Below are 21,251 nucleotides of genomic sequence, written 5' to 3' on the forward strand. Positions count from 1 at the left end.
GTCAGCCCTCGACGAGCGGCGCGACGAGGGCGACGAGCGCCGGCCGATCGGGCTTCTGCATGCGGCCGCGGCGCGGCAGCGCGCCGATCGCGACCACGAGGTCGGGCAGCGCGCCGTGGTCGATGAGCCCCGGCAGGGCTGCCGCGACGCGCTTCGCGAGCGGATGCGCGGGGTCGGGCGCGAGGCCGGCGGGCGCCCCGTCGGGCACGACCGCGACCACGAGCCGGTCGTCGCCGATCGCATCCGGCACGCCCACCATCGCCGCGTCGGCGACGCCCGGCAGCGATGCGATCACCGGCTCGTAGAGGCCGACGTAGACGTTCTGCGTGCCGCGCAGCAGCATGTCCTTCTTGCGGCCGAGCAGCGTCAGCCGGTCGCCGTCGAGGCGCGCGAGGTCGCCTGTGCGCACCTCGGCGAGCTCGGCGGGCAGCTCGTGCAGGTAGGCGCGTGCGAGGCCGGGGCCGGCGAGCACGAGCTCGCCGTCGTCGATGCGCGCCCGCACGCTCGGCGCGACGCGGCCGACGACGTCGCCGTCGCCGACGGCGCGCAGCTTCTCGGCGCCGTCGGCGATCGCGACCGGCAGGATCTCGCTCATGCCGTAGACGCAGCGGATGCGCGCGGCCGGGAAGCGCGCGAGCGCCCGCTCGATGAGCGGCGGCAGCACCGGCGCGCCGCCGAGGGCGATGAGCGAGAGGGTGCCGGCGGGCGCGCGCCGCTCGTCGAGCAGCCGCAGGATGGCGTCGAGGCCGGCGGGCGAGCAGAAGACCGCCTCGGCGCGCTCGAGCAGCGGCAGGTATTGCTCGGGCGCCGCGCCCGGGTCGGCGCCGGCCGGCGGCAGCGTCCAGTGGGCGCCGGCGATGAGCGCCGGGATGCCGATCATGAGCTGGTCGGTGAGCACCCGGAGGCCGGGTGTGAGCCCGAGCCCGTCGCGGATGTCGTCGAGGCCGGCGCCGAGCGAGGCGAGCGTGTGCACGACCGCCTTCGGTGTGCCGGTGGTGCCGGAGGTGAAGATGAGCAGCGCGTCGGCGCCGGGGTCCGGCATCGGCAGCGGCCGGGGCGCCGTGCGCGCCAGGCGGTCGAGGCGCAGCGCGCCGCGGGGCGTGCCCGGCAGCGGCGGCCCGGTGACGATGTGCCGGGCGCTCGGCAGCAGCGTCGCGTAGGCGGGCAGGTCGATGCCGCGCCGGCGGGCGATGCGGTGCAGGCCCGGGGCCGAGACGAGGTGGAGCACCGACTCGGCGGCGCTCCAGCGCGGCTCCGCGAGCGCGAGGCGGGCGGCGAGCAGCTCGGGGCCGGCGCCGAGGTCGACGAACGCGATCGCGCCGCCCGCGCGGCACACCGCGAGCGCGAGCACCACGGCGTCGACGCCCGGCCGCACCGAGAACGCGACCCGGTCGCCGGGCTTCAGGCCCGCATCCGCGAGCCCCGCCGCGACCCGCTCGAGCCTGTCGCCGAGCTCGGCGAAGGTGAGGGTGCGGCGGCCCGCGGTGATGGCCGGCCGCTCGGCGTGCTCGCGGGTGGCGGCGAGCACCGCCTCGAGCATGCTCACGCGCGGGCCTCGAGCACGCACGAGGCGAGCGCCGGCAGCAGCTGCCCGCGGGCGGGGCGGCGCTCGACGACGCGGACGCGCCGCCCCTCGGCCTCGACGCGGCGGAGGGCCGCGAGCGCGAGCCGCAGCTGCGCCATCGCGAGCGGCGCGCCGATGCAGAAGTGCGCGCCGGCGCCGAACCACAGCTGCTTGAGCGCGGCGGCGCGGTCGGATGCGGGGTCGAAGCCGCCGGCGCCGCGGTCGGCCGCGTAGGTGGCGATGACGACGCGGTCGCCGGGCCGCACGCGCACGGGGCCGATGCGCCGCTCCTCGAGCGTCGCGCGGAGCATGACCGGCGTCGGGGTCGTCCACCGCAGCCCCTCGGCGATCGCCCGCTCGGCCGCGGCGTCGTCCGCGAGCTCGCCGAGCGTGCCGCTGTCGGCGAGCAGCGCGACGATGCGCGGCAGCGCGGCGACGATCGTCTCGGTGCCGGTGAGCACGAACGCGCCGACCGCGCTGAGCGCCTCCTGCTGGCTGAGGCCGAGGGCGCGCAGCCGCCCGGGCACGGTCGACTCGTCGCCGCGGTAGGCGGCCGCGGCGTGCTCGCCGAGCTCGTCGAGCACCGCGCGGGCGCGGCGCACCTGCGCGGGGCTGAAGCGGGGGCGGCTGAGGCGCACCATGCCGGTGATCGCCGTCACCTGCCGGAAGAGCCGCTCGTCGACGGCCGCCTCGTCGAGCCCGACGAGCAGCGCGATCGCCGCGCTCGCCGACCGGCGGGCGTGGGCGGCGAGGTCGACGCGCTCCCCCGCCGCGAGCCGCCGCTCGAGCTCGGCCGCGCCGGGGCCCAGGGTGCGCTCGACGAGCGGCTCGACGAAGCCGGGGGCGAAGATCGGCGCGAGCCGGCGCCGCAGCGCCCGGTGGTCGTCGCCGTGCATGTTCACGAGCACACTGGGCCCGAGCACCGGCGTCCACAGGTCGCTCGACGCCCCGCGCCCGCGCTTCGAGAAGGCGGCGCCGTCGAGCAGCACGGCGCGGGCGAGCGCGGCGTCCTTCACGACCACGCCGATGCCGGGCACGCGCCGCACGGGCCCGGGCACGGCCTGCAGCAGCGGGTAGGCGACCGGGTGCGCGGCGTGCATGAGCCGCTCGTCGCGGCGCATCGCGAGCGCGAGCCGACGCTGGCGGTCGGCGCTCACCGGATCGGCGCTCACCCGGGGGTCGCTCACCGGATGTCCACGTGCGCGGGCCGGTAGGCGTGATCCTTGTACCAGAGCAGCGTGCGCCGCAGCCCCCACGCCTGCACGCGCCGCGAGGAGCCGCGCACGACCACGTCGTCGCGCCGCGCGACCCGGCCCGTCTGCCGCCGCACGGCGTTCACGAGCGCGCGGTCCTCGTGCAGCTCCTCGATCGCGGTGCGCGGGAAGCCGCCGCTCGCGACGTAGCGGGCGGCGGTGATCGCCACGTTGCAGCCGGCCGCCATGACGTAGGGCCCGTGGAACTCGGGGCCGTTGTTCGACGGCCGCACGACCCCGAACGCATCCGCCACCCGCACCGCCGCGGTGAGCGCCACGCGCCGCACGGGCCCGAGCCCCTCGTCGCGGCGCGGCACGAGCAGCCCGGCGACGAGCTCGAGCCCGAGCCCTCCCGCGCCCCGCGGCGTGAGGGCGTGGCGGATGCGCGCGGTCCAGTCGAGCCGCGGCAGGCAGTCGGCGTCGGTGCGGGCGAGCATCGTCGCGCCGGCCGCGATCGCGGCGCGCATGCCGGTGTCGGCGGCGGCGCCGGTGCCCTTCTGCGGCTCGTCGACGACGTGCCAGCGGGCGAGGCCGCGCTCGACCGCGAACCGCTCGATCACCTGCCGCGAGCCGTCTGTCGAGCCGTTGTCGACGAACCACACGTCGATGTCGCCGTCGCGCTGCGCGGCGAGGTGCTCGAGGGTCGGGCGGATGCCGGCGGCCTCCTGGAACACCGGCACCACGACCGCGAGCCGCCCGTGCAGCTCGGAGGCCGCGCTCACAGCCGCACCAGCGCCGCGCCGAGGCTGATGCCGCCCGCGAGTCCGACGAGCAGCACGAGGCTGCCCGGGCCGACGAGCCCGTCGTCGAGCGCGCGGCGCAGCTGGATGGGGAGCGTCGCCGAGGCGAGGTTGCCGTGCTCGGCGACCGTGGGCAGGATGCGCTCCACGCCGAGGCCGAGGCGCTCGGCGATGGGCGCGAGGTGCGGCTCGGCGACCTGGTGCATGAGCACGAGGTCGACGTCGGCGAGCGCCACGCCGCGCCTGGCCAGCAGGTCGGTGATCAGCTCGGGCCCGAGCGCGAGGAACGCGCGCTGCAGCCCGCGGCCGTCGATGTCGAAGTAGGTCGCCTCGGGGTCGCGCGGGTGCATCGAGCCGCCCGTCGGCAGCGTGCCGATGCGCCAGTGGTGCGAGGCCGCCGAGAACGCCAGGTCGACGATGCCCGGGCCGGCCGAAGGCGCGGCCTCGAGCACGAGCGCCGCGCCCGCATCGCTCATCGTGTAGCCGGGGAAGGAGCGCACGAACTGGTGCCGGTCGGCGAGCCGCCAGCGCACGGCGCTCGTCGGCGTCTCACCGCTCGCGATGAGCACCCGCCGCGCCTGGCCGCTCACGATCATCGCGTGCGCGACCTGCACGGCGTTCAGCACCGAGTTGCAGGCGTTCTTCACGTCGAAGACCGGCACGTCGAGGCCCAGCCGGTCGGCGACGATGTGGGCGGTGGCGGGCTCGATGAGGTCCTGGCTCGCGCTCGCGAAGATGAGCAGGTCGACGGGCTCGGGCGAGTCGGCGAGCGCCCGGCGCGCGGCGTGCGCGGCGAGATCGGATGCCTGCTCGCCCGGCTCGCGCTCGTGCACCCGGTCGACCCCGGTCATCCGTCGGATGAGCCCGACCGGGAGCCCGCGGCCCGGGTTCTCGTCGCGCAAGCGCCGCTCGGTCTGCTCGGTGGTGCGGATGCCCGCCGGCAGGTGCGCGCCGACCGCGACGATGGCGGAGGTGGGCGAGGGCACTCGGCGAGCGTAGCCCGCGGCGCCGCCCGGGCCGCTCGGAGCCGCGGGCGGCGCGCCGGGCGGGCTCAGGCGGCGGCCGGCGCGAGCGCGTCGAGCGCCCGGATCCGCTCCCCCGTCGCGCGCCGGCGCGCGCTGCGCACCGCGAGCGCCGCGGCGAGCAGCCCGACGCCGACGAACAGCACGAGCATCGCGACCGAGCCGCCGAGCGCGGCGCCGCCGGCGCCGGAGCCCGCCGCGATCGCCTGCAGCGCGTCGACCGCGTGCGTCATCGGCAGCACGGGCGCGATCGCCTCGAACGGGCCGCCGAGCACGTCGCGCGGCACGAGCCCGCCGGCCGCGACGGCCTGCAGCCCGAGCAGCACGAGCGAGACGACCGCGCCGGCCGGGCCCCACCAGGCGACGAGCGCGAGCTGCAGCAGCCCCGCGGCGGCGGCGAACAGCAGCGTCACGCCGAGCGTCGCCGGCAGCGACGCCCACGCGACCCCGCCGATGGCGTGCACGACGAGCGCCGCGAGCACCGCCTGCACGACGACGACCCACGCCGAGCGCGCGAGCAGCGTCGCGAGCACACGACCGTCGGACTCGGCGGATGCGGCGATGCGGCGGGCGGTGCGCGCGAGCACGAGCACGAGGGCGAGCGCGCCGAGCCAGAGGCCGATCGGCACGGCGAGCGCGGCGATGCGCGCCTCGCCGCTCGGGAGCGCGCCCTGCTCGTCGAGGTCGAAGCCGACCGGGTCGGTCGCGACCGAGGAGAGGTCGGCGAGCTCGTCGTCGCCGAGCTGCGGCATCGCCGCGACGCCTTCGCGCAGCCCGTCGCCGAGCTCGGAGGCGCCGTCGCCGAGCTGCGCGGCGCCGGTCTGCGCCGAGCGCGCGCCTGCCGCGAGCTGCACGGCGCCCGACTCGAGCTGCTGCAGGCCGCCGGCGAGCTCGCCCGTGCCGTCGGCGAGCTGCTGGGCGCCGTCGACCGACGCGCCGAAGCCGTCGTCGAGCTCGGCGAGGCTGCCCGCGAGCTGCGACGCGCCGTCGCGGAGCGCCGGCGAGCCGGCGGAGGCCTGCGCCGCGCCGTCGGCGAGCTGCGAGGCCCCGTCGCGGAGCGCGGCGCCGCCGCCGGCGACCTGTGCGGCGGCCGCGTCGAGCTGGCCGATGCCGGCGGTCGCCTCGGCGAGCCCGGCGCCGAGCTGGCCGCTGACGTCCTGCTGGCCGAGCTGCGCGAGGCCGCCGGCGAGCTGCCGGGCCGCCTCGAGCGTCTGCGGATCGGTGGTCGGGTCGGCCTCGAGCGCGGCCACGAGCTGCGCGGCGCCGCCGGCCGACTGGTCGATCGCGCCCTCGAGCTGCGCGACGCCCGCGGTCGCGGAGCCGAGCCCCGCCTCGAGCCCGTCGGCCGCCTGCTGCACGCCGCCGGCGAGCTGGTCGACTCCGGCCGTGTAGCGGTCGACGCCGTCGCTGAGCGACGCGGCCCCGCCCGCGAGCGCGTCGACGCCGCCGGTGTACTGCGCGACCCCGTCGCTGAGCGACGAGGCGCCGCCGGCGAGCTGCCCGATGCCGTCGTCGGCGGTCGCGAGCCCGTCGGCGAGCTGCTGCCCGCCGGCCGCGAGCTGCCGGGCGCCGTCCTCCGAGGCGCCGGCGCCGTCGGCGAGAGAGTCGATGCCGCCGGCGAGCTCGCCGAGGCCCGAGGCGAGCTCCGCGCCGCCCGTGCCCACCGCATCCGCCCCGTCCGCCGCGGCGCCCAGCTGCTCGGCGAGGGTGCCGTAGCCGCCGAAGATGCCGGAGATGAAGCCGCTCGTGACGAGGTCGCCGAAGGAGGCGACGACCGACTCTCCGGTCTCGGCGGCGAGCTCGGTCGCGAGCGCGTCGCTCGACGCGTCGGTGACGATCTCGATGCCCGCCTGCCGCGGCTCGTCGCCCTGCAGGCTCAGCACGCGCTCCGAGAAGTCGGCGGGGATCGTGACGACGGCGTGGACGTCGCCGCGCGCGAGCTGCTCGGCGGCGTCGTCGGCGTTCAGGATGCGGAAGTCGATGCCGTCCGTCTCGTCGCCCACCAGGTCGGTCACGACCTGGCGCCCGGCGAACATCACGCTCTCGGTGCCGTCGTCGGCGATCGTCGTCACCATCTCGTCGAGGTTGACGACCGCGGCCGGCACGTCGCGGTCGCCGTCGACGGCGGGCCCGATCGACCAGGCGGCGAACGCGGCGATGGCGAAGGGGGTCGCGGCGGCCGCGCCGAGCGCGACGGCCTTCTGCAGTGCGGTGGTCATCGGTCGGCTCCCGTGGTCGCGAGCGCCGCGGTGGCGTCGCCGGTGTCGGTGGGGTCGGATGCGGCGGTGGATGCGTCGGCTGCGGCGCGGTCGTCGGCCGCGGCGTCGTCGGGCGCGAGGTCGATCGCGGGGCGGCCGTGCGCCTCGGGCGCCGGCTCGCTCGTGACGATCGTGAGGTCGTCGCCGCCGAGCCGCGCCGCGACGCGGGCGGCGCCAGCGGGTGCGCCGGTCGCGGCGTCGATCCACACGAGGCTCGGCTGCCGCTCGAGCGCGATCGCCACCAGCACGGCGGCGCGCGCGAGCGGCGAGAGCCGCGAGAGCGGCGCCGACGCGTCGATCGGGCTGCCGAGCGCCGCGGCCGCGCGCTCGACGAGCGCCGACGCGCGCCGGTCGAGCGTCGCGCCGAGCGCGAGCGGCGTGCGCAGCGAGAGCGCCGCGCGGGCGGCGTGGTGCGCCGTCTCGGCGCGGCCCCCTGGCTCGATGAAGCCGGCGTCGACGAGGTCGAGGTCGACGAGCGCGAGGCGGCTGCGCAGCAGCGGCACGTCGCCGGGCAGCGCGGCCCCGCCGAGGTGCGCATGGCCGGCCGCGCCGACGTCGCCGAGGAGCGCGTGGGCGAGCCGCTGCCGCTCGGTGAACGGCGCGTCGAGCCGCACGACCGCGCCGCGCGGCGCCGTGACCGTCCAGGAGGCGCTGCCGGGCCGGTCGTGGTCGACCTCGGGCCGCAGCCGCTCGAGCGCGAGGTGACCGCCCGCATCCGCGGCACACGCGAGCGCGGCGCGGTGCCGGCCGAGGCTCTCGCCCTCGACATCCATGTCGGGCATCGCGCGGTCGAGCCAGCGCGGCAGCCACCAGGCGCGCTCGCCCAGCAGCGTCATGACCGCCGGGATGAGCGTCATGCGCACGAGGAACGCGTCGACCGCGACGCCGACCGCGAGGCCGAGCGCGATCGCCTTGATCATCGCCATGCCCTCGGGCACGAAGGCGAAGAAGACGAAGAACATGATGAGCGCGGCAGCGGTCACGACCCGCGCGTTGGCGGCGAAGCCGTGCCGCACGGCGCTGATCGCGCTGTGGCCGTGCGCGTGCGCCTCGCGCATGCCCGAGACGAGGAAGACCTGGTAGTCCATCGCGAGGCCGAACAGCACCGCCATGAGCAGCACCGGCATGAACGACAGGATCGGGCCCGCCTCGGTGTGCAGCAGCTCGGCGCCCCAGCCCCACTGCAGGGTCGCGACGACCGTGCCGAAGGCGGCGAGCACCGACAGCACGAAGCCGATCGCGGCGGTCACGGGCACGAGGATCGAGCGGAACACGAGCAGCAGCAGCACGACCGCGAGCGTCACCACCACGATGCCGAAGGGCAGCAGCGCGTCCTGCAGGCGCTGCGAGACGTCGATCTGCACGGCCGTCGCGCCCGTCACGGCGATGGGCGTGCCGTGCTCGGCCTCGAGCGCGGGCGCCGCGTCGCGGATCGCACGCACGAGCTCGGCGGTCGCGTGATCGGCGGGCCCCGTCTCGGCGATCACCTGGATGATCGCGGTGTCGGCCGTCTCGTCGGGGAAGGCGCTGCCGATGCGGTCGACGCCATCGATCGCCGCGAGGTCGTCCGAGATCGCCTCGAGCGTCGGCATGATGTCGGTCACCTGCGTGATGTCGGCCATCACGACGAGCGGGCCCGTCGTGCCCTCGCCGAAGCCCTCCTGCAGCAGGTCGTAGGCGATGCGCTGCGTGGTGCCGCGCTCCTCGCGCCCGTTGTCGGGCAGCGCGAGCTCGAGGCTCGCGGCGGGCACGGATGCGACGCCCACGACGACGAGGACGCCCACGATCGCGAGCCACGGGCGCTTCGTGATCCCGGTCACCCAGCGCATGCCGAGCGTCGGCTGCGCGTCGACGTCGCGCTCGGCGAGCCGAGCCGCGCGGCTGCCGGGCCGCGGCCGCAGCCGCTCCCCCAGCAGCGCCATGATCGCCGGCAGCAGCGTGGTCGCCGCGGCGACCGCGATCGCGACCGACGCGGCCGCGCCGATGCCCATCACCGACAGGAACGGGATGCCCACGATCAGCAGCCCGACGAGCGCGATCACGACGGTGAGGCCGGCGAAGACGACCGCGGTGCCCGCGGTGCCGACCGCGAGCGACCCCGACTCGACCACGCCCATCCCGCGTGCGAGCTGCGAGCGGTGCTTCGAGAGGATGAAGAGCGCGTAGTCGATGCCGACCGCGAGGCCGATCATGAGCGCCATGAGCGGCGCCGAGTTCGAGACGGTGACGAGCGCCGAGGCGCCGAGCACCCCGCCCATCGTGATCGCGACGCCGACGAGCGCGGTGATGAGCGGCAGGCCCGCGGCGAGCAGCGACCAGAAGGTGACGAACAGCACGATGGCGGCGAAGAGCACGCCGACGCCCTCGACCCACGAGATGGGCACGCTCGTCGCCTGGAACGCCTGCCCGCCGAACTCGACCGTGAGGCCCCCGGCCCGTGCCGCATCCGCCGTCGCCACGAGCTCGTCGAGGCCCGCGGGCGTGACGCCCGAGCCCTGCGGCTCGAACTGCACCTGGGTGAAGGCGGTCTCGCCGTCGGCCGAGACCTGGTCGCTCGCGAACTCGCTCCACGGCTCGACGACGCTCGCGACGTCGTCGATCGCCTCGATCTCGCTCGCCTGCTGCTGGATCTCCGCCTGGAAGTCGAGCACCTCCGCGCCGTCGGGCGCCTGGTAGACGACCTGCACCGAGGAGCCGGCGACCTGCGGGAAGACGCTGCCGAGGCGGTCGAGCGCCTGCTGCGATTCGGTACCGGGGATCGCGAACGACTCCTGCATGTTCGGGCCCAGCGCGAGCGCGCCGCCGAGCACGCCGCCGAGGATCGCCACCCACGCGACGATCACGAGCCAGGCGCGGCGCATGGACGCGGCGCCGACGCGGGCGAGCCAGGTGGCCATCAGGCGTCCTCTCCGGTGCTCGAGAGCTCGAGCAGCGTCTCGATGAAGATCGCGCGCATCTCGTGCGGATCGAGGTGGTCGTGCTCGGTCGAGAGCGTGTCGCCGAGGATGAAGGCGACGCCGGCGAGCCCGATCGACAGGCGCGTGAGCACGCGCGGCGTGGGCGCCTCGAGCACCAGCGTGCGGGCGATGGCGTCGACGATGGCGTTCGCGCGCTCGATCGCCGGCACCCCCTGCAGCGCGCCGCGCTGGGAGATGAAGATCGAGATCGCGGCGCTGTGCGCCATGAGCGTGTCGACGAAGCGGGTGACGAGACCGGGCGCTGCCGCCGTGTGCTCGTGGCGCAGCTCGGGCAGCGCGTCGATGAGCGACTCCATCGCGTCGAGCGCGGGCGCCATCGCGGCCTCGAGCAGCGCCTCCTTCGAGTCGAAGTGGTAGAGCACCGACGACTTGGAGGTGCCGACGTCGTCGGCGATCTGCTGGATCGAGCTGCCGAGGTAGCCGACGCGGGCGAAGCGCTCGAGCGCGGCCTGCAGGATCGTGTCGCGGGTGGTCACGTCGCACCATCGTACTGACCGATCGGTCAGAAGTCGACCGGTCGGTCAGGATGCTCGTCGGAGCCGGGCTCCAGGTGCGCGGCGGTAGTCTGCTCGCCGACGAGGAGGCGACATGCGCAAGTACCTGTTCAACGCCGGCGTGATCAGCTCGCTGGCCAGCGGCATGGCCGTGGTGAAGGCGACGAAGTCCGGCCCGAAGGACTGGCGCCTGGCGCTGCTCTGGGCCAGCTGGGGCATCGGCGTGGCCCTCGCGCTCGGCGCGGTGAAGCAGCGCGAGGAGGGCATCCGCCAGGAGGAGCTCGAGCGCTCGCTGCGCAAGGCCGCGAAGGGCAAGTGACCCGATGAGCGACCGCGTCGTCGTCGTGGGCGATGCGCTCGTCGACGAGGTCGACGGCGCCGCGCACGTCGGCGGCGCCGCCCTCAACGTGGCCGTCGGGCTCGCGCGCCTCGGCGTGCCGGCGCGGCTCATCGCCATGGTCGGCGACGACGACGCGGGCAGGCTCGTGCGCGAGCACTGCGCCGCGCACGGCGTCGAGCTCACGGCCACGGCCGCCCCGCGCGGCACCGCCGTCGCATCCGCCGTGCGCGACGGCGGCACGATGCGCTACGAGTTCAACGCCGCCGGCACCTCCCGGTTCGTCGACCTGCAGCCGCACGCCGCGCTGCTCGCGTCGGCTCCGCTCGTGGTCGTCTCGTGCCTCGCGCTCGAGCACGAGGCGCAGGTGGCGCCGCTCGCCGCGATCGAGCGCTCGCACGAGCGGCTGCTGCTCGACCCCAACGCCCGACCCGCGTACCTGCGCGAGCCGGGCGCGCGCGAGCGCTTCGCCGCGGGGCTCGACCTGCTCGCCTCGCGCGCGCTGCTCGTGAAGCTGAGCGACGAGGACGCCGAGCTCGTCTACGACGAGGACGCGAGCGAGACCGCCTCGCGGTGGCTCGACTCCGGCACCCGGGCGGTCGCGATCACCCGCGGGCCCCAGGGCGCCCGCGTCGTCACCGCCCGGGGCTGGGTCGACGCATCCGTGCCGGCCCTCACCGACCCGATCGTCGACACGATCGGCGCGGGCGACAGCGTGCTCGCCTCGCTCGCCGCATCGGTGCTCGCGGGCGACCACGCGGGCGGATGGGCCGGGCCGCTCGAGCGGGCGATGGCCGTCGCGGCCGCCACGACCCGCTCCGCCGGCGGGCTGCTGCAGCTGCCCGGCTGACGCGCGGCGCGGTCCACCTGCGCCCGAGTGGCGGGAGCAGCGCGCCTAGCATGGTGCAATGGCCCTGAAGTCGCTCGATCAGTCGTCGAAGCTGAAGCACGTCCTCTACGAGATCCGAGGACCCGTGGCCGCCGAGGCCGCACGGCTCGAGGCCGAGGGGCACCGGATCCTCAAGCTGAACATCGGCAACCCCGCGCCGTTCGGCTTCGAGACGCCCGACACGATCGTGCAGGACATGATCGCCAACCTGTCGCTCGCGCAGGGCTACTCCGACTCCAAGGGCGTGCTCTCCGCGCGGCGCGCGGTCGTCACCCGCTACGAGGACGTCGACGGCTTCCCGCAGCTCACCGTCGACGACGTCTACCTCGGCAACGGCGTCTCCGAGCTCATCACGATGACGATGCAGGCGCTGCTCGACGCGGGCGACGAGGTGCTGATCCCCGCCCCCGACTACCCCCTCTGGACGGCCATGACGTCGCTCGGCGGCGGCACGCCCATCCACTACCTGACGGATGAGTCGTCCGACTGGGCGCCCGACCTCGCCGACATCGAGGCCAAGATCACGCCGCGCACGAAGGCCATCGTCGTGATCAACCCCAACAACCCCACCGGCGCGGTCTACTCGCGCGAGGTGCTGCAGGGCATCGTCGACCTCGCGCGCCGGCACTCGCTGCTGATCCTCGCCGACGAGATCTACGACCGCATCCTCTACGACGAGGCGCAGCACGTGTCGATCGCGACGCTCGCGCACGACCTGCTGGTGCTCACGTACAACGGCCTGTCGAAGACCTACCGCGCGGCCGGCTTCCGGTCGGCGTGGCTCGCGATCACCGGGCCGAAGGACCACGCGAAGGGCTTCCTCGAGGGGCTGACGCTGCTCGCCTCGACGCGCCTGTGCCCCAACGTGCCGGCGCAGTACGGCATCCAGGTGGCGCTCGGCGGGCACCAGTCGATCGAGGACCTCATCCTGCCCGGCGGGCGGCTGCTCGAGCAGCGCGACGCCGCCGTGCAGGGGCTGCGGGCCATCCCGGGCGTGAGCGTCGTGAACCCGAAGGGCGCGCTCTACGCGTTCCCGCGGCTCGACCCTGAGGTGCACGAGATCCACGACGACGCGCAGTTCGCGCTCGACCTGCTGCGGCAGGAGAAGATCCTCGTCACCCACGGCTCGGGCTTCAACTGGCCCGCGCCCGACCACTTCCGCATCGTGACGCTGCCCTGGAAGCGCGACCTCGTGCACGCGGTCGAGCGCATCGGCAGCTTCCTCTCGTCGTACCGGCAGTAGCGCGAGAAGTCACTCTCCCGATCGTTAGCCACGGTGGCTAACATTCAGCCATGATCGCGGCAACCGCCCCGAACGTCGCCTACAACGAGGCGCAGCTGGAAGAGCTGCTGCTCGAGCTGAACCACTGCGCGCACGACGCCGGGCAGCTGCGCGCGTGGGCAGCGCGCACGACGGTCGAGATCGAGCGCCTCATGGCCTGCGACTCGCTCATGTACGTGCGCCTCGCGGGTGCCGACGAGCATGGCGGCGCTGTGGTGCTGATGCTGCTCGACGGCGTCTGGGAGCGGACGCTCTGAACTCCTGAGCCGTGCCGTCGTGCGGCGTCAGGCCGCGAGCACCGCCCGGGCGATGCCCCTCGCCCAGTCGCGCGCCCGCTCCGCCTCGCCGTCGACCAAGGGCCCGCCGTAGTCGTGCACACGGAAGCTCTCCTGCTTCGCGACGATGTCGAAGCCGAGGCTGCGCAGCTCCTGCTTCGCGGCGCGCGCGGCCGAGCCGGGCAGCCGCGGGCGGTCGACGCGGGTGTCGAAGGTGACCGCTCGCGTGCCTCGCGGCGCCTGCACGAGCCCGTCGAGCCACTCGCGGATGCCGCGACCCGGCGACATCGGGGCGCCGTGCTGCGCGACGGCGGTCTCGCGGGTCGACGGGCGCGTCATCGAGAACGCGTGCGTCGGACCGCCGACGAGCACCAGGTCGTACCCGTCGACGCTCGTGGGCGCCGCATCCGTGTCGACGACCTCGACCTCCATCGACGAGCGCAGCTCATCGGCGATCGCCTGCGCGATCGATGCCGTGTTGCCCCACAGCGACTCGTAGACCACCAGTGCCCGCATGCGCGCCTCCTCGGCTCGGGCTCAGGCTATGACCGCGGCGGGGCGAGCGATAGGGACGGGAAAAGCCCCGGGCCCGCTGCACGCGGACCCGGGGCCTCTGGTACACCCCCCGGGACTCGAACCCGGAACCAATTGATTAAGAGTCAACTGCTCTGCCAATTGAGCTAGAGGTGCATGGCCTCACCGGCCGAGGATCAACGATAGCACAGGCGCGCATCGCCCGCCACCGCGGTCGCGTCGCGCCCCGCCTGGTTGGATGGAGCCGATGACGCACCTCGAGCCCGGCATGCCCGCCCCCGACTTCACCCTGCCCGACCAGCACGGCGCATCCGTCGCGCTCTCGGATCTGCGGGGCCAAAAGGCCATCGTCTACTTCTACCCGGAGGCGCTCACCTCCGCGTGCAAGCAGCAGGCGTGCGACTTCAACGACGCGCTGCCCGACCTCGGCGGCCACGGCTATGCCGTCGTCGGCATCTCTCGCGACTCGGTCGAGAAGCTCGCGCGCGCGGCCGAGCTCGACGGCCTGGAGTTCCCGCTGCTGAGCGACGCCGACCTCTCGGTGCACCGCGCGTGGGGCACCTTCGGCGAGAAGAACAGCTACGGCCGCATCGTCGAAGGCGTGCGCCGCTCGACCTTCGTGCTCGACGAGCAGGGCGTCATCACGCACGCCTTCTACAACACGAAGGCGAAGGGCCACCTCGACATGCTCGCGAAGCGGCTCGCCTTCCGCGACTGACGCCGCCGCGTCACTCGTCGCGGCGCAGCCAGCCGGTCACGCTCCTGCGCAGCACGAGCGTGAAGCCGGTGATCGCGACCGCGGCCAGCAGCACCGCGAGCCACACGGGCCCCTCGCCACCGTCGAAGGTGCCGAGCGCGACGCCCAGCAGCAGCACGTGCCACACGACCGCCGCCGCGCGCGACCACGCGCGCCCGTCGAGCATGGCCTTGCCGGCCGCCGCGAGGAACAGCGCCGCACCCGCCGCGAGCACCGCGAGGAAGAGGCCGCCGGCGATGTGCTCGACCGGGTCGCCGAGCGCCGCGATGGCCAGCCAGACGGCGACGGCGATCATGCCGAGGCCCTCGAGCAGCATCAGCGCGGCGGCCGCCGCAGCGGTCGAAGGACGGGCTCGGGAGACATCGCTCACGGAGAAAACCCTTGCCTCTCTGGGGGGCCTGTGGAAACATTGCACTTCGGGCGGCAGAGCTGCGACGCCCTGAGACTTCCCGCGCCGCGTCTCTCGCGAAGCGCGGCTCCCCCTCCAATCTACAAGGAGCACATCTATGGACTGGCGCGACGACGCTGCATGCCTGACGGTCGACCCCGAGCTGTTCTTCCCGGTCGGCAACACGGGCCCCGCGCTCGAGCAGATCGAGAAGGCGAAGGCCGTGTGCGCGACCTGCCCGGTGACCGAGATGTGCCTGCAGTACGCACTCGAGACCAGCCAGGACTCCGGGGTCTGGGGCGGCCTGTCGGAGGACGAGCGCCGCGCCCTCAAGCGCCGCGCCGCTCGCGCGCGCCGCGCGGGCTGACAGCCACGACGCTTCGAGCGGGGTCGCCGGAAGGCGGCCCCGCTCTCGTGTGCGCGGGGGAGGCGCGCGGCCTCAGGCCTCGTCGTCCTCGCGGATGTAGCCGAGCGGCACCCGCACCGTCACCTCGGTGCCCTCGCTCGCCCGAGCGCCCCAGTCGATCGAGCCCGACAGCTCGCCGGTGACGAGCGTCTTCACGATCTGCGTGCCGAGCCCGCTGCCGACCCTGCCCTGCGGCAGGCCGGCGCCGTTGTCGCACACCTGCACCGTGAGCCACTCGTCGTCGCGCCGGGCGGTGATGCGCACGAGCCCGTCCTGCCGGCCGGCGAGCCCGTGCTCGACCGCGTTCGTGACGAGCTCGGTCAGCGCGAGCGCGAGCGGCGTCGCGTAGCCGCTCGGCAGCACGCCGAAGGAGCCGAGCCGCTCGGTGCGCACGTGCGCGCTGTGGATGGAGGCGAGCTCGCTCGTGAGCTTCATCGACCGGTCGAAGACCGCGTCGAAGTCGACCGACTGGCTGAGGCCCTCCGAGAGCGTGTCGTGCACGACCGCGATCGACGACACGCGCCGCTCGGCGTCCTGCAGCGCCGTGCGCGCCTCGTCGCTCTTCGTGCGCCGCGACTGGATGCGCAGCAGTGCCGCGACCGTCTGCAGGTTGTTCTTCACCCGGTGGTGGATCTCGCGGATCGTCGCGTCCTTGGTGATGAGCGTCTGCTCCTGCATGCGCAGGTCGGTGACGTCGCGCACCAGCACGATCGCCCCGAGCCTCGACGCCCCGCGCCGCAGCGGCAGCGCACGGAGCGTCAGCGTCACCGTGCGCGTCTCGATGTCGGTGCGCCAGGGCGCGCGACCGGTCACGACGAGCGGCAGCGCCTCGTCGACCTCGTGCGAGTCGTCGATGAGCTCGGTGGTGATCTCGGCGAGCGACTCCCCCTCGAGCTCGCCGACGAAGCCGAGCCGCGTGAAGGCCGAGAGCGCGTTGGGGCTCGCGAAGGTGACGGTGCCCGCCTGGTCGAGCCGGATCAGGCCGTCGGATGCGCGCGCGGCACCGCGGCGCGGACCGGACGGGGCCGCCTGGTCCGGGAAGTCGCCGTCGGCGATCATGCGGAACAGCTGGTCGGCGCACTCCTTGAAGGTGCGCTCGAGGCGGCCGGCGCTGCGCGTGTCGGCGTGGTTGGCGTGCCGCGTGATGACGGCGATCGGCTGCTCGACGAGCGCGATCGACGGCTCCGCCTCGCGCCGCCGCACGGGGATGGCCCGCACCTTCGCATCGGTCTCGACGCCCCACTCGGGCGAGTCGCCGTCGAGCGAGATGCCCTCCTCGAAGGCGCGGCCGACCTGCTCGCGCCACGCGTTCCGCACCGGCTGACCGACGATGTCGCGGTAGAAGAGCGTCGCCGCGCCGGCGGGACGCGCGTGCTGCACGGCGATGTAGCCGTGCTCGTCGCCGGTCGGCAGCCACAGCACGATGTCGCCGATGGCGAGGTCGGCCAGCAGCTGGAAGTCGGCCACGAGCCGGTGGAGCCAGCGCACGTCCTGCTCATCCAGGCGGCCGTAGCGCTCGGCGATCGACGTCAGGCTCGTCACCCGATCAGCGTAGCGCGGCGCGCCAGCTGCGCCTGGGCCGCTCGGCCGCGCGCAGGGCCGCCCGACTGGGCGGCGCGTCGCCGGGCAGCAGCGCGGCGGCGAGCTCCTGCACGCGACGGCGCAGCCGCGAGCGCCCCGCGACGTCGACGAGCGGCCGCCCCTCGAGCAGCGCCGCATCGGCGGCGCGCGCGTCGTAGGGCCAGCACGCCTCGGGCGTGACGGCGGCGAGCCGCCGCAGCGTCTCCTGCACCGCCAGCTCGGGCGCGACGCCGATCGCGGAGGCCCGCACCTTGTTCACCACGACCCGCACCCTGCCCTGCGGCACGAGCTCGCGCAGCTCGGGCAGCGCCCGCACGAGGCGCGCGATCCCGACCGCGTCGCCGCCCGACACCGCGACGATCTCGTCGGCGCCCTCGAGCGCCGCGATCGTCGCCGCATGCCGCCGCGGCGCGAACAGGTCGCTCGAGATCTCCTCGTCGCGCTCGAGGCTCGCGGCCACGTCGACGACGGTGCAGTCGACCCAGTCGCGGCAGCGCTCGAGCACCTCGGCGACGCGATCGCCGCCGAGCTCGGGCCAGCGGCTCGCGCGGCCGATCCCCGTGAGCACGCGCACGACACCGCCCATCGTGGGCACCTGCTGGGCGACGCGGTCGAGCTCGTCGACGGTGAGGCTGCCGGCGCGCGCGAGGCGCGCCGCGGCGGCGAAGCCGGGCGACTCGTCGAGCAGCCCGAGCGCGGGGGCGACGGATGCGCTCGTGGTGTCGGCGTCGACGAGGGCGACCCTGCGGCCCAGCAGCGCGAGCTCCGCGGCGAGCGCGATGGCGGCCGTCGTGCGGCCCGGCGCGCCCGCCGGGCCCCACACCGCGATGACGCGGCCGCGCTCCCGCGCCGCGGCCGGCGCCTCGTCGGCCGAAGGCGTCGCGGCGGCCTCGACGCCCGCGAACCCGTCGGCCCACGCGACCGCGTCGAGGCCGAGCGTGGCGGCGCGGGCGCGCTCGGCGGCGCTGTCGGCGAGCGCGAGCAGCCGCAGCGCCCGCTCGTCGCACGCCTCGACGAGCGCGCGGCTCGCGTGGTGCTCGTCGGCCACCACCAGCACGAGGTCGATGCGCGGCTCGGCGTCGGCGGGACGGGCGGCGAGCCGCTCGACGAGGTCGGCGGCGGTCGCCGCGCGGATCGCGACGCGGTGCCCGTGCCGCGCGGCCTCGCGCACGATGGCGTCCTCGCGCTCGAGCGGCGCCGAGACGGCGATGCCGATCACGGCGCCGCCTCGACCGGCTGGGCGAGCGGCACGACGCTCAGCGCGTGCTGGTTGGAGACGGCCTCGAGCAGCAGCGCGGTCTCGTCCCTCGGCACGAGCAGCTCGAGCTGCGCTCCCGAGGTCGCGAGGATCCCCTCGTCCTCGAGCAGCCCCACCACGACCGCGCCGTCGACCAGCACGTCGGGCGCGGCGAAGCCGTCCTCCGCGGGCGCCGCGGTCCACACGTCGACGATGGCGCCGGCGCGCACCGAGCGCGGCAGTGCGCCCTCGACGTCGATCACGACCGCGGCGCGATCGTCGCTCGCGGCGGTGCCGACCGCGCGCACGGGCAGCACCTCGCCCTGCCCGACCGTCGACGCGACGACGAGCCCCACCGGGTCGTGCGACGCATCCAGGTAGTGGCCGTGCGACTGCGGCAGGCGCACGTCGACCGGCTCGACGTCGCCGGCGCCGATCGTCTCGCCCGGCAGCAGCGTGCGGGTCGCCGACCACGCTCGCTCGGTGCGCGAGGACTCCTGCACGACGAGCCACACGCCCGCGAGCGACGCGAGCACGAGGACGACGCCGATCACGAGCCTCGGATCCATCCAGGTGCGGCGTGCTGCCATGGCGTCCTCCCTCGTCGGTGGCACCACCGTGGCAGGAGGCCCGGGCGCGTCGCTGAAGTTCTCCACAGGGTCGGCTCACGCGGCGCGACGCTCCCCCACAATGGGGCCATGCCCATCGAAGCCCGCCGGTTCCTCGCCGTCGCCGACGTCGCCGAGGTGCTCGGCACGACGCCGGCCGCGGTGGTCGAGCTGCTCGAGGCGGGCGAGCTGCGCGGCGTGCGCGTGGGCGGCGCGTGGCGCGTCGCCGACGACGAGGTGCAGTCGTGGGTCGACCGCGAGCTCGAGCTCGAGCGCCGTCGCGGGCTGTGGCGGCAGGCGCAGTCGGCGAGCATCGCCGACCTGTTCGGCCAGCGCTGACCCGCTACGGCAGCCGCACCCAGTCGAAGGCCGAGAACGGCACGATCCGCCACGAGCGCACGGTGCCGAGCCGCGGATGCGCGCCCGGCTCGTGCACGGCGAGGTCGAGGTGGTCGCGCCCGACGCGGTCGATCGTGCCCGCCACCGGCAGTGCTCCCTCGAGGATGACCGGCGCGCGCCGGCGCGCGAGGTCGCGGAGCGCGAACGCGAAGCTGAGGCGCGCCTGCAGGTCGCCCTCGGCGGCGGTCGGCCGCACCGAGGCAGCGGCGCCGTCGGCGTCGAGCTCGATGCCGGCGATCGCCTGCAGCGGCACGATCGCGCCCGTCTCGGCGGGCGCGCCCTCGAGCACGACGCCGTTGAGCCAGTCGCGCCCGAGGGCCATGCGGCGCAGGCGCAGGCGCCCGCCGCCGCGGAGCGTGAGGTCGAGCGCCCGCGGCGCCGCGGCGATGCGCTCGCGCAGCTCGAGCCGGCCGACGCGGAACCGCTCCTCCTCCGCCTCGAGGTCGCGCCGCTCGGCCCCCAGCTCGGCCTCGAGCTGGCTCTCGAGGTCGTCGAAGAGGTCGTCGAAGCGCACGCGGGCGAATCTAACCGCCGCGGACGCGCCCGTGTCGAGCGCTCTCCACAGGGCAGATCTGCCCATCCCCCGCCCGCCGCGCATCCGGCTACCTTCTCCCGCGACGGCTCGCCGCGGTGCGAGGCCGACCCGGGAGGCGCCGGATGCGAGGGGGCAGCGCGTGACGAGACGACGGATGACGGCGGTCGACGCCGAGGAGTTCTTCGACTTCCAGCCGTGCTCGTCGGCGGCCCTGCCCGACCCGGCGCCGCTGCTCGAGAACCTCGCCACGAGCGTGATCGAGATCCTGCTCGGCGTGCGCGAGGTGCAGCAGATCGCGCGCTGGGTCACCGAGCCGACCTACGACCTGCTCGTGCAGCGGGCGCTCAGCGCCCGGCGAGGCCGGGGCCGCAGCGCCGAGCGCACCGTGCCCGGCTTCGCCATCACGAGCGTGCGCGCGTGCCACACGGCCGACGGCGTGGTCGAGGGCGCGGTGGTCGTGCGCTCGTCGGGGCGCAGCCGCGCGGTCGCGATCCGCCTCGAGGGCCTCGACGGCCGGTGGCGGGCGACGTCGCTCGCCGTGCTGTGAGGCGGCGCTAGAGGAACGGGCCCTCCGGCAGGTGCTCCGGGTCGCGCAGCACCTCGAAGCCCAGGACGTAGCGCGCGCCGCCGCCGGCGTGGTTCGTGAGGAAGTGGTACTCGAGGCCGGTGTGCCGCTGGCCCTCGCCGAGGTACGTCGCGCGATAGCTGGTCGACAGCGCCTCGAGCATGCCGCTCGAGTGCACCACCGTCTGCGTCTCGATCGGGTCGTCGGCGGTGTCGAGCAGCCAGTTGACCGCGTCGGTGATCGTGGAGCTCAGCAGCTGGGCGAGCGCCGCGGGCGGGTAGAAGTAGGCGAGCACGGCGAGCGCCGCCTTGACGAGCGCGTCGAGCTCCTCCCGGTACGCGTCCGGGTCGCCCATGTCGTGCTCCATCACGACCGCGGTGAGCGAGACGGTGTCGGCCCTGCCGTGCCAGCACGCGGCGACCGGGCCGAGCCTCGCCTCGTCGGAGTCGACGTCCTCGTACCAGCGATCGTCCTCGGCGACCGGGTGCCGCTCGGTGCGCACCACGTTCGCACCGCCCTCGACATGCACGGCGCTCGTGATGACGTAGATCTCGTCCGCCCACGACACCCAGTCCCACGTGGTCTCGTCCTCGCACCAGAGCCCTCGGTAGTTGATCGTGTAGACGGGCGCCGCATCGGTCTGCTCGTCGAGCATCTCCTCCCGCACGTCGCCGGTGGCCACGGCGCCGGTGTCGATGAGGCGGCCGAGCCGCGCGAGCACCGTCGACGACACGGTGAGCGTCACCGGCTGCGCGGTGCGCTCAGGGCGCTCGAGAGTGCGCTCGGCGGGCACGAAGCCCGGGTCGGCGACGTCGCCGAGCAGCGTGAGCCGCGCGCGGCGAGGCATCGCGTCGAAGGTCTGGAGCATGCGCCTGGCCGCGTCGACGGGCACCTCGTGCGCCCGCATCGACTCGGCGATGGCGCGCTCCGCGTCGTTGGCAGGATGCCGCTGCTCGAGATGGACGCGCAGGGCCGCGACGAGCCGGCCGAACGCGTCGATGTCCCTGGGGCTGCGAAGACGACGGCGCATGAGAGCTCCCTCCGGCGGGCATGCCGCGAGCGCCGCCCGGCACGGGCGACGCTGCTGCGCTCAGTGTCCGCCCGGCCCTCGGGCCCGTCAAGGGGTCGTCTGCGGGGGCTCCGGACTCG

At 75.3% G+C, this 21,251-nt stretch carries 22 protein-coding genes and 1 tRNA gene; 8 read left to right on the forward strand and 15 right to left on the reverse strand.

Annotated features, from left to right (window positions below; all coding sequences use genetic code 11):
* Nucleotide 1: 1 nt before the first annotated feature.
* The 7 genes from MU522_RS01290 to MU522_RS01320 form a co-directional block, all read right to left on the reverse strand.
* Entirely contained in the window at nt 2-1,540 is a 1,539-nt protein-coding gene (locus MU522_RS01290) for a class I adenylate-forming enzyme family protein (protein WP_246993383.1), read from the reverse strand.
* Between the two features lie 2 nt (nt 1,541-1,542).
* Nucleotides 1,543-2,751: a cytochrome P450 gene (locus tag MU522_RS01295; RefSeq protein WP_246991927.1), complete on the reverse strand. Its 1,209-nt coding sequence runs from the start codon at nt 2,749-2,751 to the stop codon at nt 1,543-1,545.
* On the reverse strand, nt 2,748-3,539 hold the full coding sequence (locus tag MU522_RS01300) for a glycosyltransferase (RefSeq protein WP_246991929.1): 792 nt from the start codon (nt 3,537-3,539) through the stop codon (nt 2,748-2,750). Before MU522_RS01300 ends, MU522_RS01295 begins: the two co-directional genes overlap by 4 nt.
* On the reverse strand, nt 3,536-4,543 hold the full coding sequence (locus MU522_RS01305; protein WP_246991931.1) for a 3-oxoacyl-[acyl-carrier-protein] synthase III C-terminal domain-containing protein: 1,008 nt from the start codon (nt 4,541-4,543) through the stop codon (nt 3,536-3,538). The genes MU522_RS01300 and MU522_RS01305 overlap by 4 nt, the downstream gene beginning before the upstream one ends.
* Nucleotides 4,544-4,608: 65 nt before the next feature.
* Complete coding sequence (locus tag MU522_RS01310; RefSeq protein ID WP_246991932.1) at nt 4,609-6,798, reverse strand: YhgE/Pip family protein; 2,190 nt, start codon at nt 6,796-6,798, stop codon at nt 4,609-4,611.
* Nucleotides 6,795-9,734, reverse strand: a complete 2,940-nt coding sequence (locus MU522_RS01315) for an MMPL family transporter (RefSeq protein ID WP_246991933.1) — start codon at nt 9,732-9,734, stop codon at nt 6,795-6,797. Before MU522_RS01315 ends, MU522_RS01310 begins: the two co-directional genes overlap by 4 nt.
* Nucleotides 9,734-10,291, reverse strand: a complete 558-nt coding sequence (locus tag MU522_RS01320) for a TetR/AcrR family transcriptional regulator (protein WP_192575950.1) — start codon at nt 10,289-10,291, stop codon at nt 9,734-9,736. Before MU522_RS01320 ends, MU522_RS01315 begins: the two co-directional genes overlap by 1 nt.
* A gap of 112 nt (nt 10,292-10,403) precedes the next feature.
* Here MU522_RS01320 and MU522_RS01325 point away from each other — a divergent pair, with 112 nt between their 5' ends.
* Genes MU522_RS01325 through MU522_RS01340 form a run of 4 tightly spaced genes read left to right on the forward strand, consistent with a single transcriptional unit; the run spans nt 10,404 to nt 13,074 of the window.
* Nucleotides 10,404-10,628, forward strand: a complete 225-nt coding sequence (locus tag MU522_RS01325; RefSeq protein WP_128189417.1) for a hypothetical protein — start codon at nt 10,404-10,406, stop codon at nt 10,626-10,628.
* 4 nt (nt 10,629-10,632) lie between these two features.
* Complete coding sequence (locus tag MU522_RS01330) at nt 10,633-11,496, forward strand: PfkB family carbohydrate kinase (RefSeq protein ID WP_246991934.1); 864 nt, start codon at nt 10,633-10,635, stop codon at nt 11,494-11,496.
* A 58-nt stretch (nt 11,497-11,554) separates the two neighbouring features.
* Nucleotides 11,555-12,778: a pyridoxal phosphate-dependent aminotransferase gene (locus tag MU522_RS01335; protein WP_146358049.1), complete on the forward strand. Its 1,224-nt coding sequence runs from the start codon at nt 11,555-11,557 to the stop codon at nt 12,776-12,778.
* Between the two features lie 50 nt (nt 12,779-12,828).
* Nucleotides 12,829-13,074 (forward strand): hypothetical protein, encoded by a 246-nt coding sequence (locus MU522_RS01340; protein ID WP_246991935.1) that lies wholly within the window; start codon nt 12,829-12,831, stop codon nt 13,072-13,074.
* Nucleotides 13,075-13,101: 27 nt separating this feature from the next.
* Here the strand turns inward: MU522_RS01340 and MU522_RS01345 are convergent, their stop codons facing one another.
* Together MU522_RS01345 and MU522_RS01350 are read right to left on the reverse strand one after the other, a co-directional pair.
* Nucleotides 13,102-13,608 carry a flavodoxin domain-containing protein gene (locus tag MU522_RS01345; RefSeq protein WP_146358044.1) on the reverse strand — a complete coding sequence of 169 codons (507 nt, stop codon included), beginning with the start codon at nt 13,606-13,608 and terminating at the stop codon, nt 13,102-13,104.
* 98 nt (nt 13,609-13,706) lie between these two features.
* Nucleotides 13,707-13,782: transfer RNA gene (locus MU522_RS01350), tRNA-Lys, on the reverse strand.
* A 91-nt stretch (nt 13,783-13,873) separates the two neighbouring features.
* On the opposite strand from MU522_RS01350, the gene bcp reads away from it, so the two are divergent.
* A complete protein-coding gene (gene bcp, locus MU522_RS01355) occupies nt 13,874-14,344 on the forward strand; it encodes a thioredoxin-dependent thiol peroxidase (RefSeq protein WP_246991936.1) in 471 nt (156 codons plus the stop codon).
* Between the two features lie 10 nt (nt 14,345-14,354).
* On the opposite strand, the gene MU522_RS01360 is transcribed toward bcp, so the two are convergent.
* A complete protein-coding gene (locus MU522_RS01360) occupies nt 14,355-14,753 on the reverse strand; it encodes a hypothetical protein (RefSeq protein ID WP_246991937.1) in 399 nt (132 codons plus the stop codon).
* Nucleotides 14,754-14,889: 136 nt separating this feature from the next.
* Here MU522_RS01360 and MU522_RS01365 point away from each other — a divergent pair, with 136 nt between their 5' ends.
* Entirely contained in the window at nt 14,890-15,138 is a 249-nt protein-coding gene (locus tag MU522_RS01365; protein WP_021010012.1) for a WhiB family transcriptional regulator, read from the forward strand.
* A 72-nt stretch (nt 15,139-15,210) separates the two neighbouring features.
* Here MU522_RS01365 and MU522_RS01370 read toward each other — a convergent pair whose 3' ends face one another.
* Genes MU522_RS01370 through MU522_RS01380 form a run of 3 tightly spaced genes read right to left on the reverse strand, consistent with a single transcriptional unit; the run spans nt 15,211 to nt 18,585 of the window.
* Nucleotides 15,211-16,719 carry a PAS domain-containing sensor histidine kinase gene (locus tag MU522_RS01370; protein WP_128189405.1) on the reverse strand — a complete coding sequence of 503 codons (1,509 nt, stop codon included), beginning with the start codon at nt 16,717-16,719 and terminating at the stop codon, nt 15,211-15,213.
* Between the two features lie 4 nt (nt 16,720-16,723).
* Nucleotides 16,724-17,977 carry a regulator gene (locus tag MU522_RS01375; RefSeq protein WP_246991939.1) on the reverse strand — a complete coding sequence of 418 codons (1,254 nt, stop codon included), beginning with the start codon at nt 17,975-17,977 and terminating at the stop codon, nt 16,724-16,726.
* On the reverse strand, nt 17,974-18,585 hold the full coding sequence (locus tag MU522_RS01380) for a hypothetical protein (protein ID WP_246991941.1): 612 nt from the start codon (nt 18,583-18,585) through the stop codon (nt 17,974-17,976). The genes MU522_RS01375 and MU522_RS01380 overlap by 4 nt, the downstream gene beginning before the upstream one ends.
* A gap of 108 nt (nt 18,586-18,693) precedes the next feature.
* Here MU522_RS01380 and MU522_RS01385 point away from each other — a divergent pair, with 108 nt between their 5' ends.
* Nucleotides 18,694-18,942 carry a helix-turn-helix domain-containing protein gene (locus MU522_RS01385; RefSeq protein ID WP_146358034.1) on the forward strand — a complete coding sequence of 83 codons (249 nt, stop codon included), beginning with the start codon at nt 18,694-18,696 and terminating at the stop codon, nt 18,940-18,942.
* A gap of 4 nt (nt 18,943-18,946) precedes the next feature.
* On the opposite strand, the gene MU522_RS01390 is transcribed toward MU522_RS01385, so the two are convergent.
* The gene (locus MU522_RS01390) at nt 18,947-19,516 is read right to left on the reverse strand and encodes a hypothetical protein (protein WP_246991943.1); all 570 of its coding nucleotides are present in this window, start codon (nt 19,514-19,516) and stop codon (nt 18,947-18,949) included.
* 160 nt (nt 19,517-19,676) lie between these two features.
* Between MU522_RS01390 and MU522_RS01395 the strand changes: the two genes are divergently transcribed.
* Nucleotides 19,677-20,084, forward strand: a complete 408-nt coding sequence (locus tag MU522_RS01395; RefSeq protein WP_128189396.1) for an Rv3235 family protein — start codon at nt 19,677-19,679, stop codon at nt 20,082-20,084.
* A gap of 7 nt (nt 20,085-20,091) precedes the next feature.
* On the opposite strand, the gene MU522_RS01400 is transcribed toward MU522_RS01395, so the two are convergent.
* Nucleotides 20,092-21,132 carry a hypothetical protein gene (locus tag MU522_RS01400; RefSeq protein ID WP_246991944.1) on the reverse strand — a complete coding sequence of 347 codons (1,041 nt, stop codon included), beginning with the start codon at nt 21,130-21,132 and terminating at the stop codon, nt 20,092-20,094.
* Nucleotides 21,133-21,251: the final 119 nt, after the last annotated feature.

Origin of the sequence: Agrococcus sp. SCSIO52902 (genome assembly GCF_022983135.1) — a bacterium.
In the GTDB taxonomy this organism is placed as follows: domain Bacteria; phylum Actinomycetota; class Actinomycetes; order Actinomycetales; family Microbacteriaceae; genus Agrococcus; species Agrococcus sediminis.

Excerpts from the sequence above, each read along its gene's own strand:
- MU522_RS01290 (WP_246993383.1), bottom strand. The coding sequence starts at position 1,540 with ATGCTCGAGGCGGTGCTCGCCGCCACCCGCGAGCACGCCGAGCGGCCG.
- MU522_RS01310 (WP_246991932.1), bottom strand. The coding sequence starts at position 6,798 with ATGACCACCGCACTGCAGAAGGCCGTCGCGCTCGGCGCGGCCGCCGCG.
- MU522_RS01400 (WP_246991944.1), bottom strand. The coding sequence starts at position 21,132 with ATGCGCCGTCGTCTTCGCAGCCCCAGGGACATCGACGCGTTCGGCCGG.
- MU522_RS01325 (WP_128189417.1), top strand. The coding sequence starts at position 10,404 with ATGCGCAAGTACCTGTTCAACGCCGGCGTGATCAGCTCGCTGGCCAGC.
- MU522_RS01340 (WP_246991935.1), top strand. The coding sequence starts at position 12,829 with ATGATCGCGGCAACCGCCCCGAACGTCGCCTACAACGAGGCGCAGCTG.
- MU522_RS01335 (WP_146358049.1), top strand. The coding sequence starts at position 11,555 with ATGGCCCTGAAGTCGCTCGATCAGTCGTCGAAGCTGAAGCACGTCCTC.
- MU522_RS01345 (WP_146358044.1), bottom strand. The coding sequence starts at position 13,608 with ATGCGGGCACTGGTGGTCTACGAGTCGCTGTGGGGCAACACGGCATCG.
- bcp (WP_246991936.1), top strand. The coding sequence starts at position 13,874 with ATGACGCACCTCGAGCCCGGCATGCCCGCCCCCGACTTCACCCTGCCC.
- MU522_RS01380 (WP_246991941.1), bottom strand. The coding sequence starts at position 18,585 with ATGGCAGCACGCCGCACCTGGATGGATCCGAGGCTCGTGATCGGCGTC.
- MU522_RS01315 (WP_246991933.1), bottom strand. The coding sequence starts at position 9,734 with ATGGCCACCTGGCTCGCCCGCGTCGGCGCCGCGTCCATGCGCCGCGCC.
- MU522_RS01330 (WP_246991934.1), top strand. The coding sequence starts at position 10,633 with ATGAGCGACCGCGTCGTCGTCGTGGGCGATGCGCTCGTCGACGAGGTC.
- MU522_RS01385 (WP_146358034.1), top strand. The coding sequence starts at position 18,694 with ATGCCCATCGAAGCCCGCCGGTTCCTCGCCGTCGCCGACGTCGCCGAG.
- MU522_RS01365 (WP_021010012.1), top strand. The coding sequence starts at position 14,890 with ATGGACTGGCGCGACGACGCTGCATGCCTGACGGTCGACCCCGAGCTG.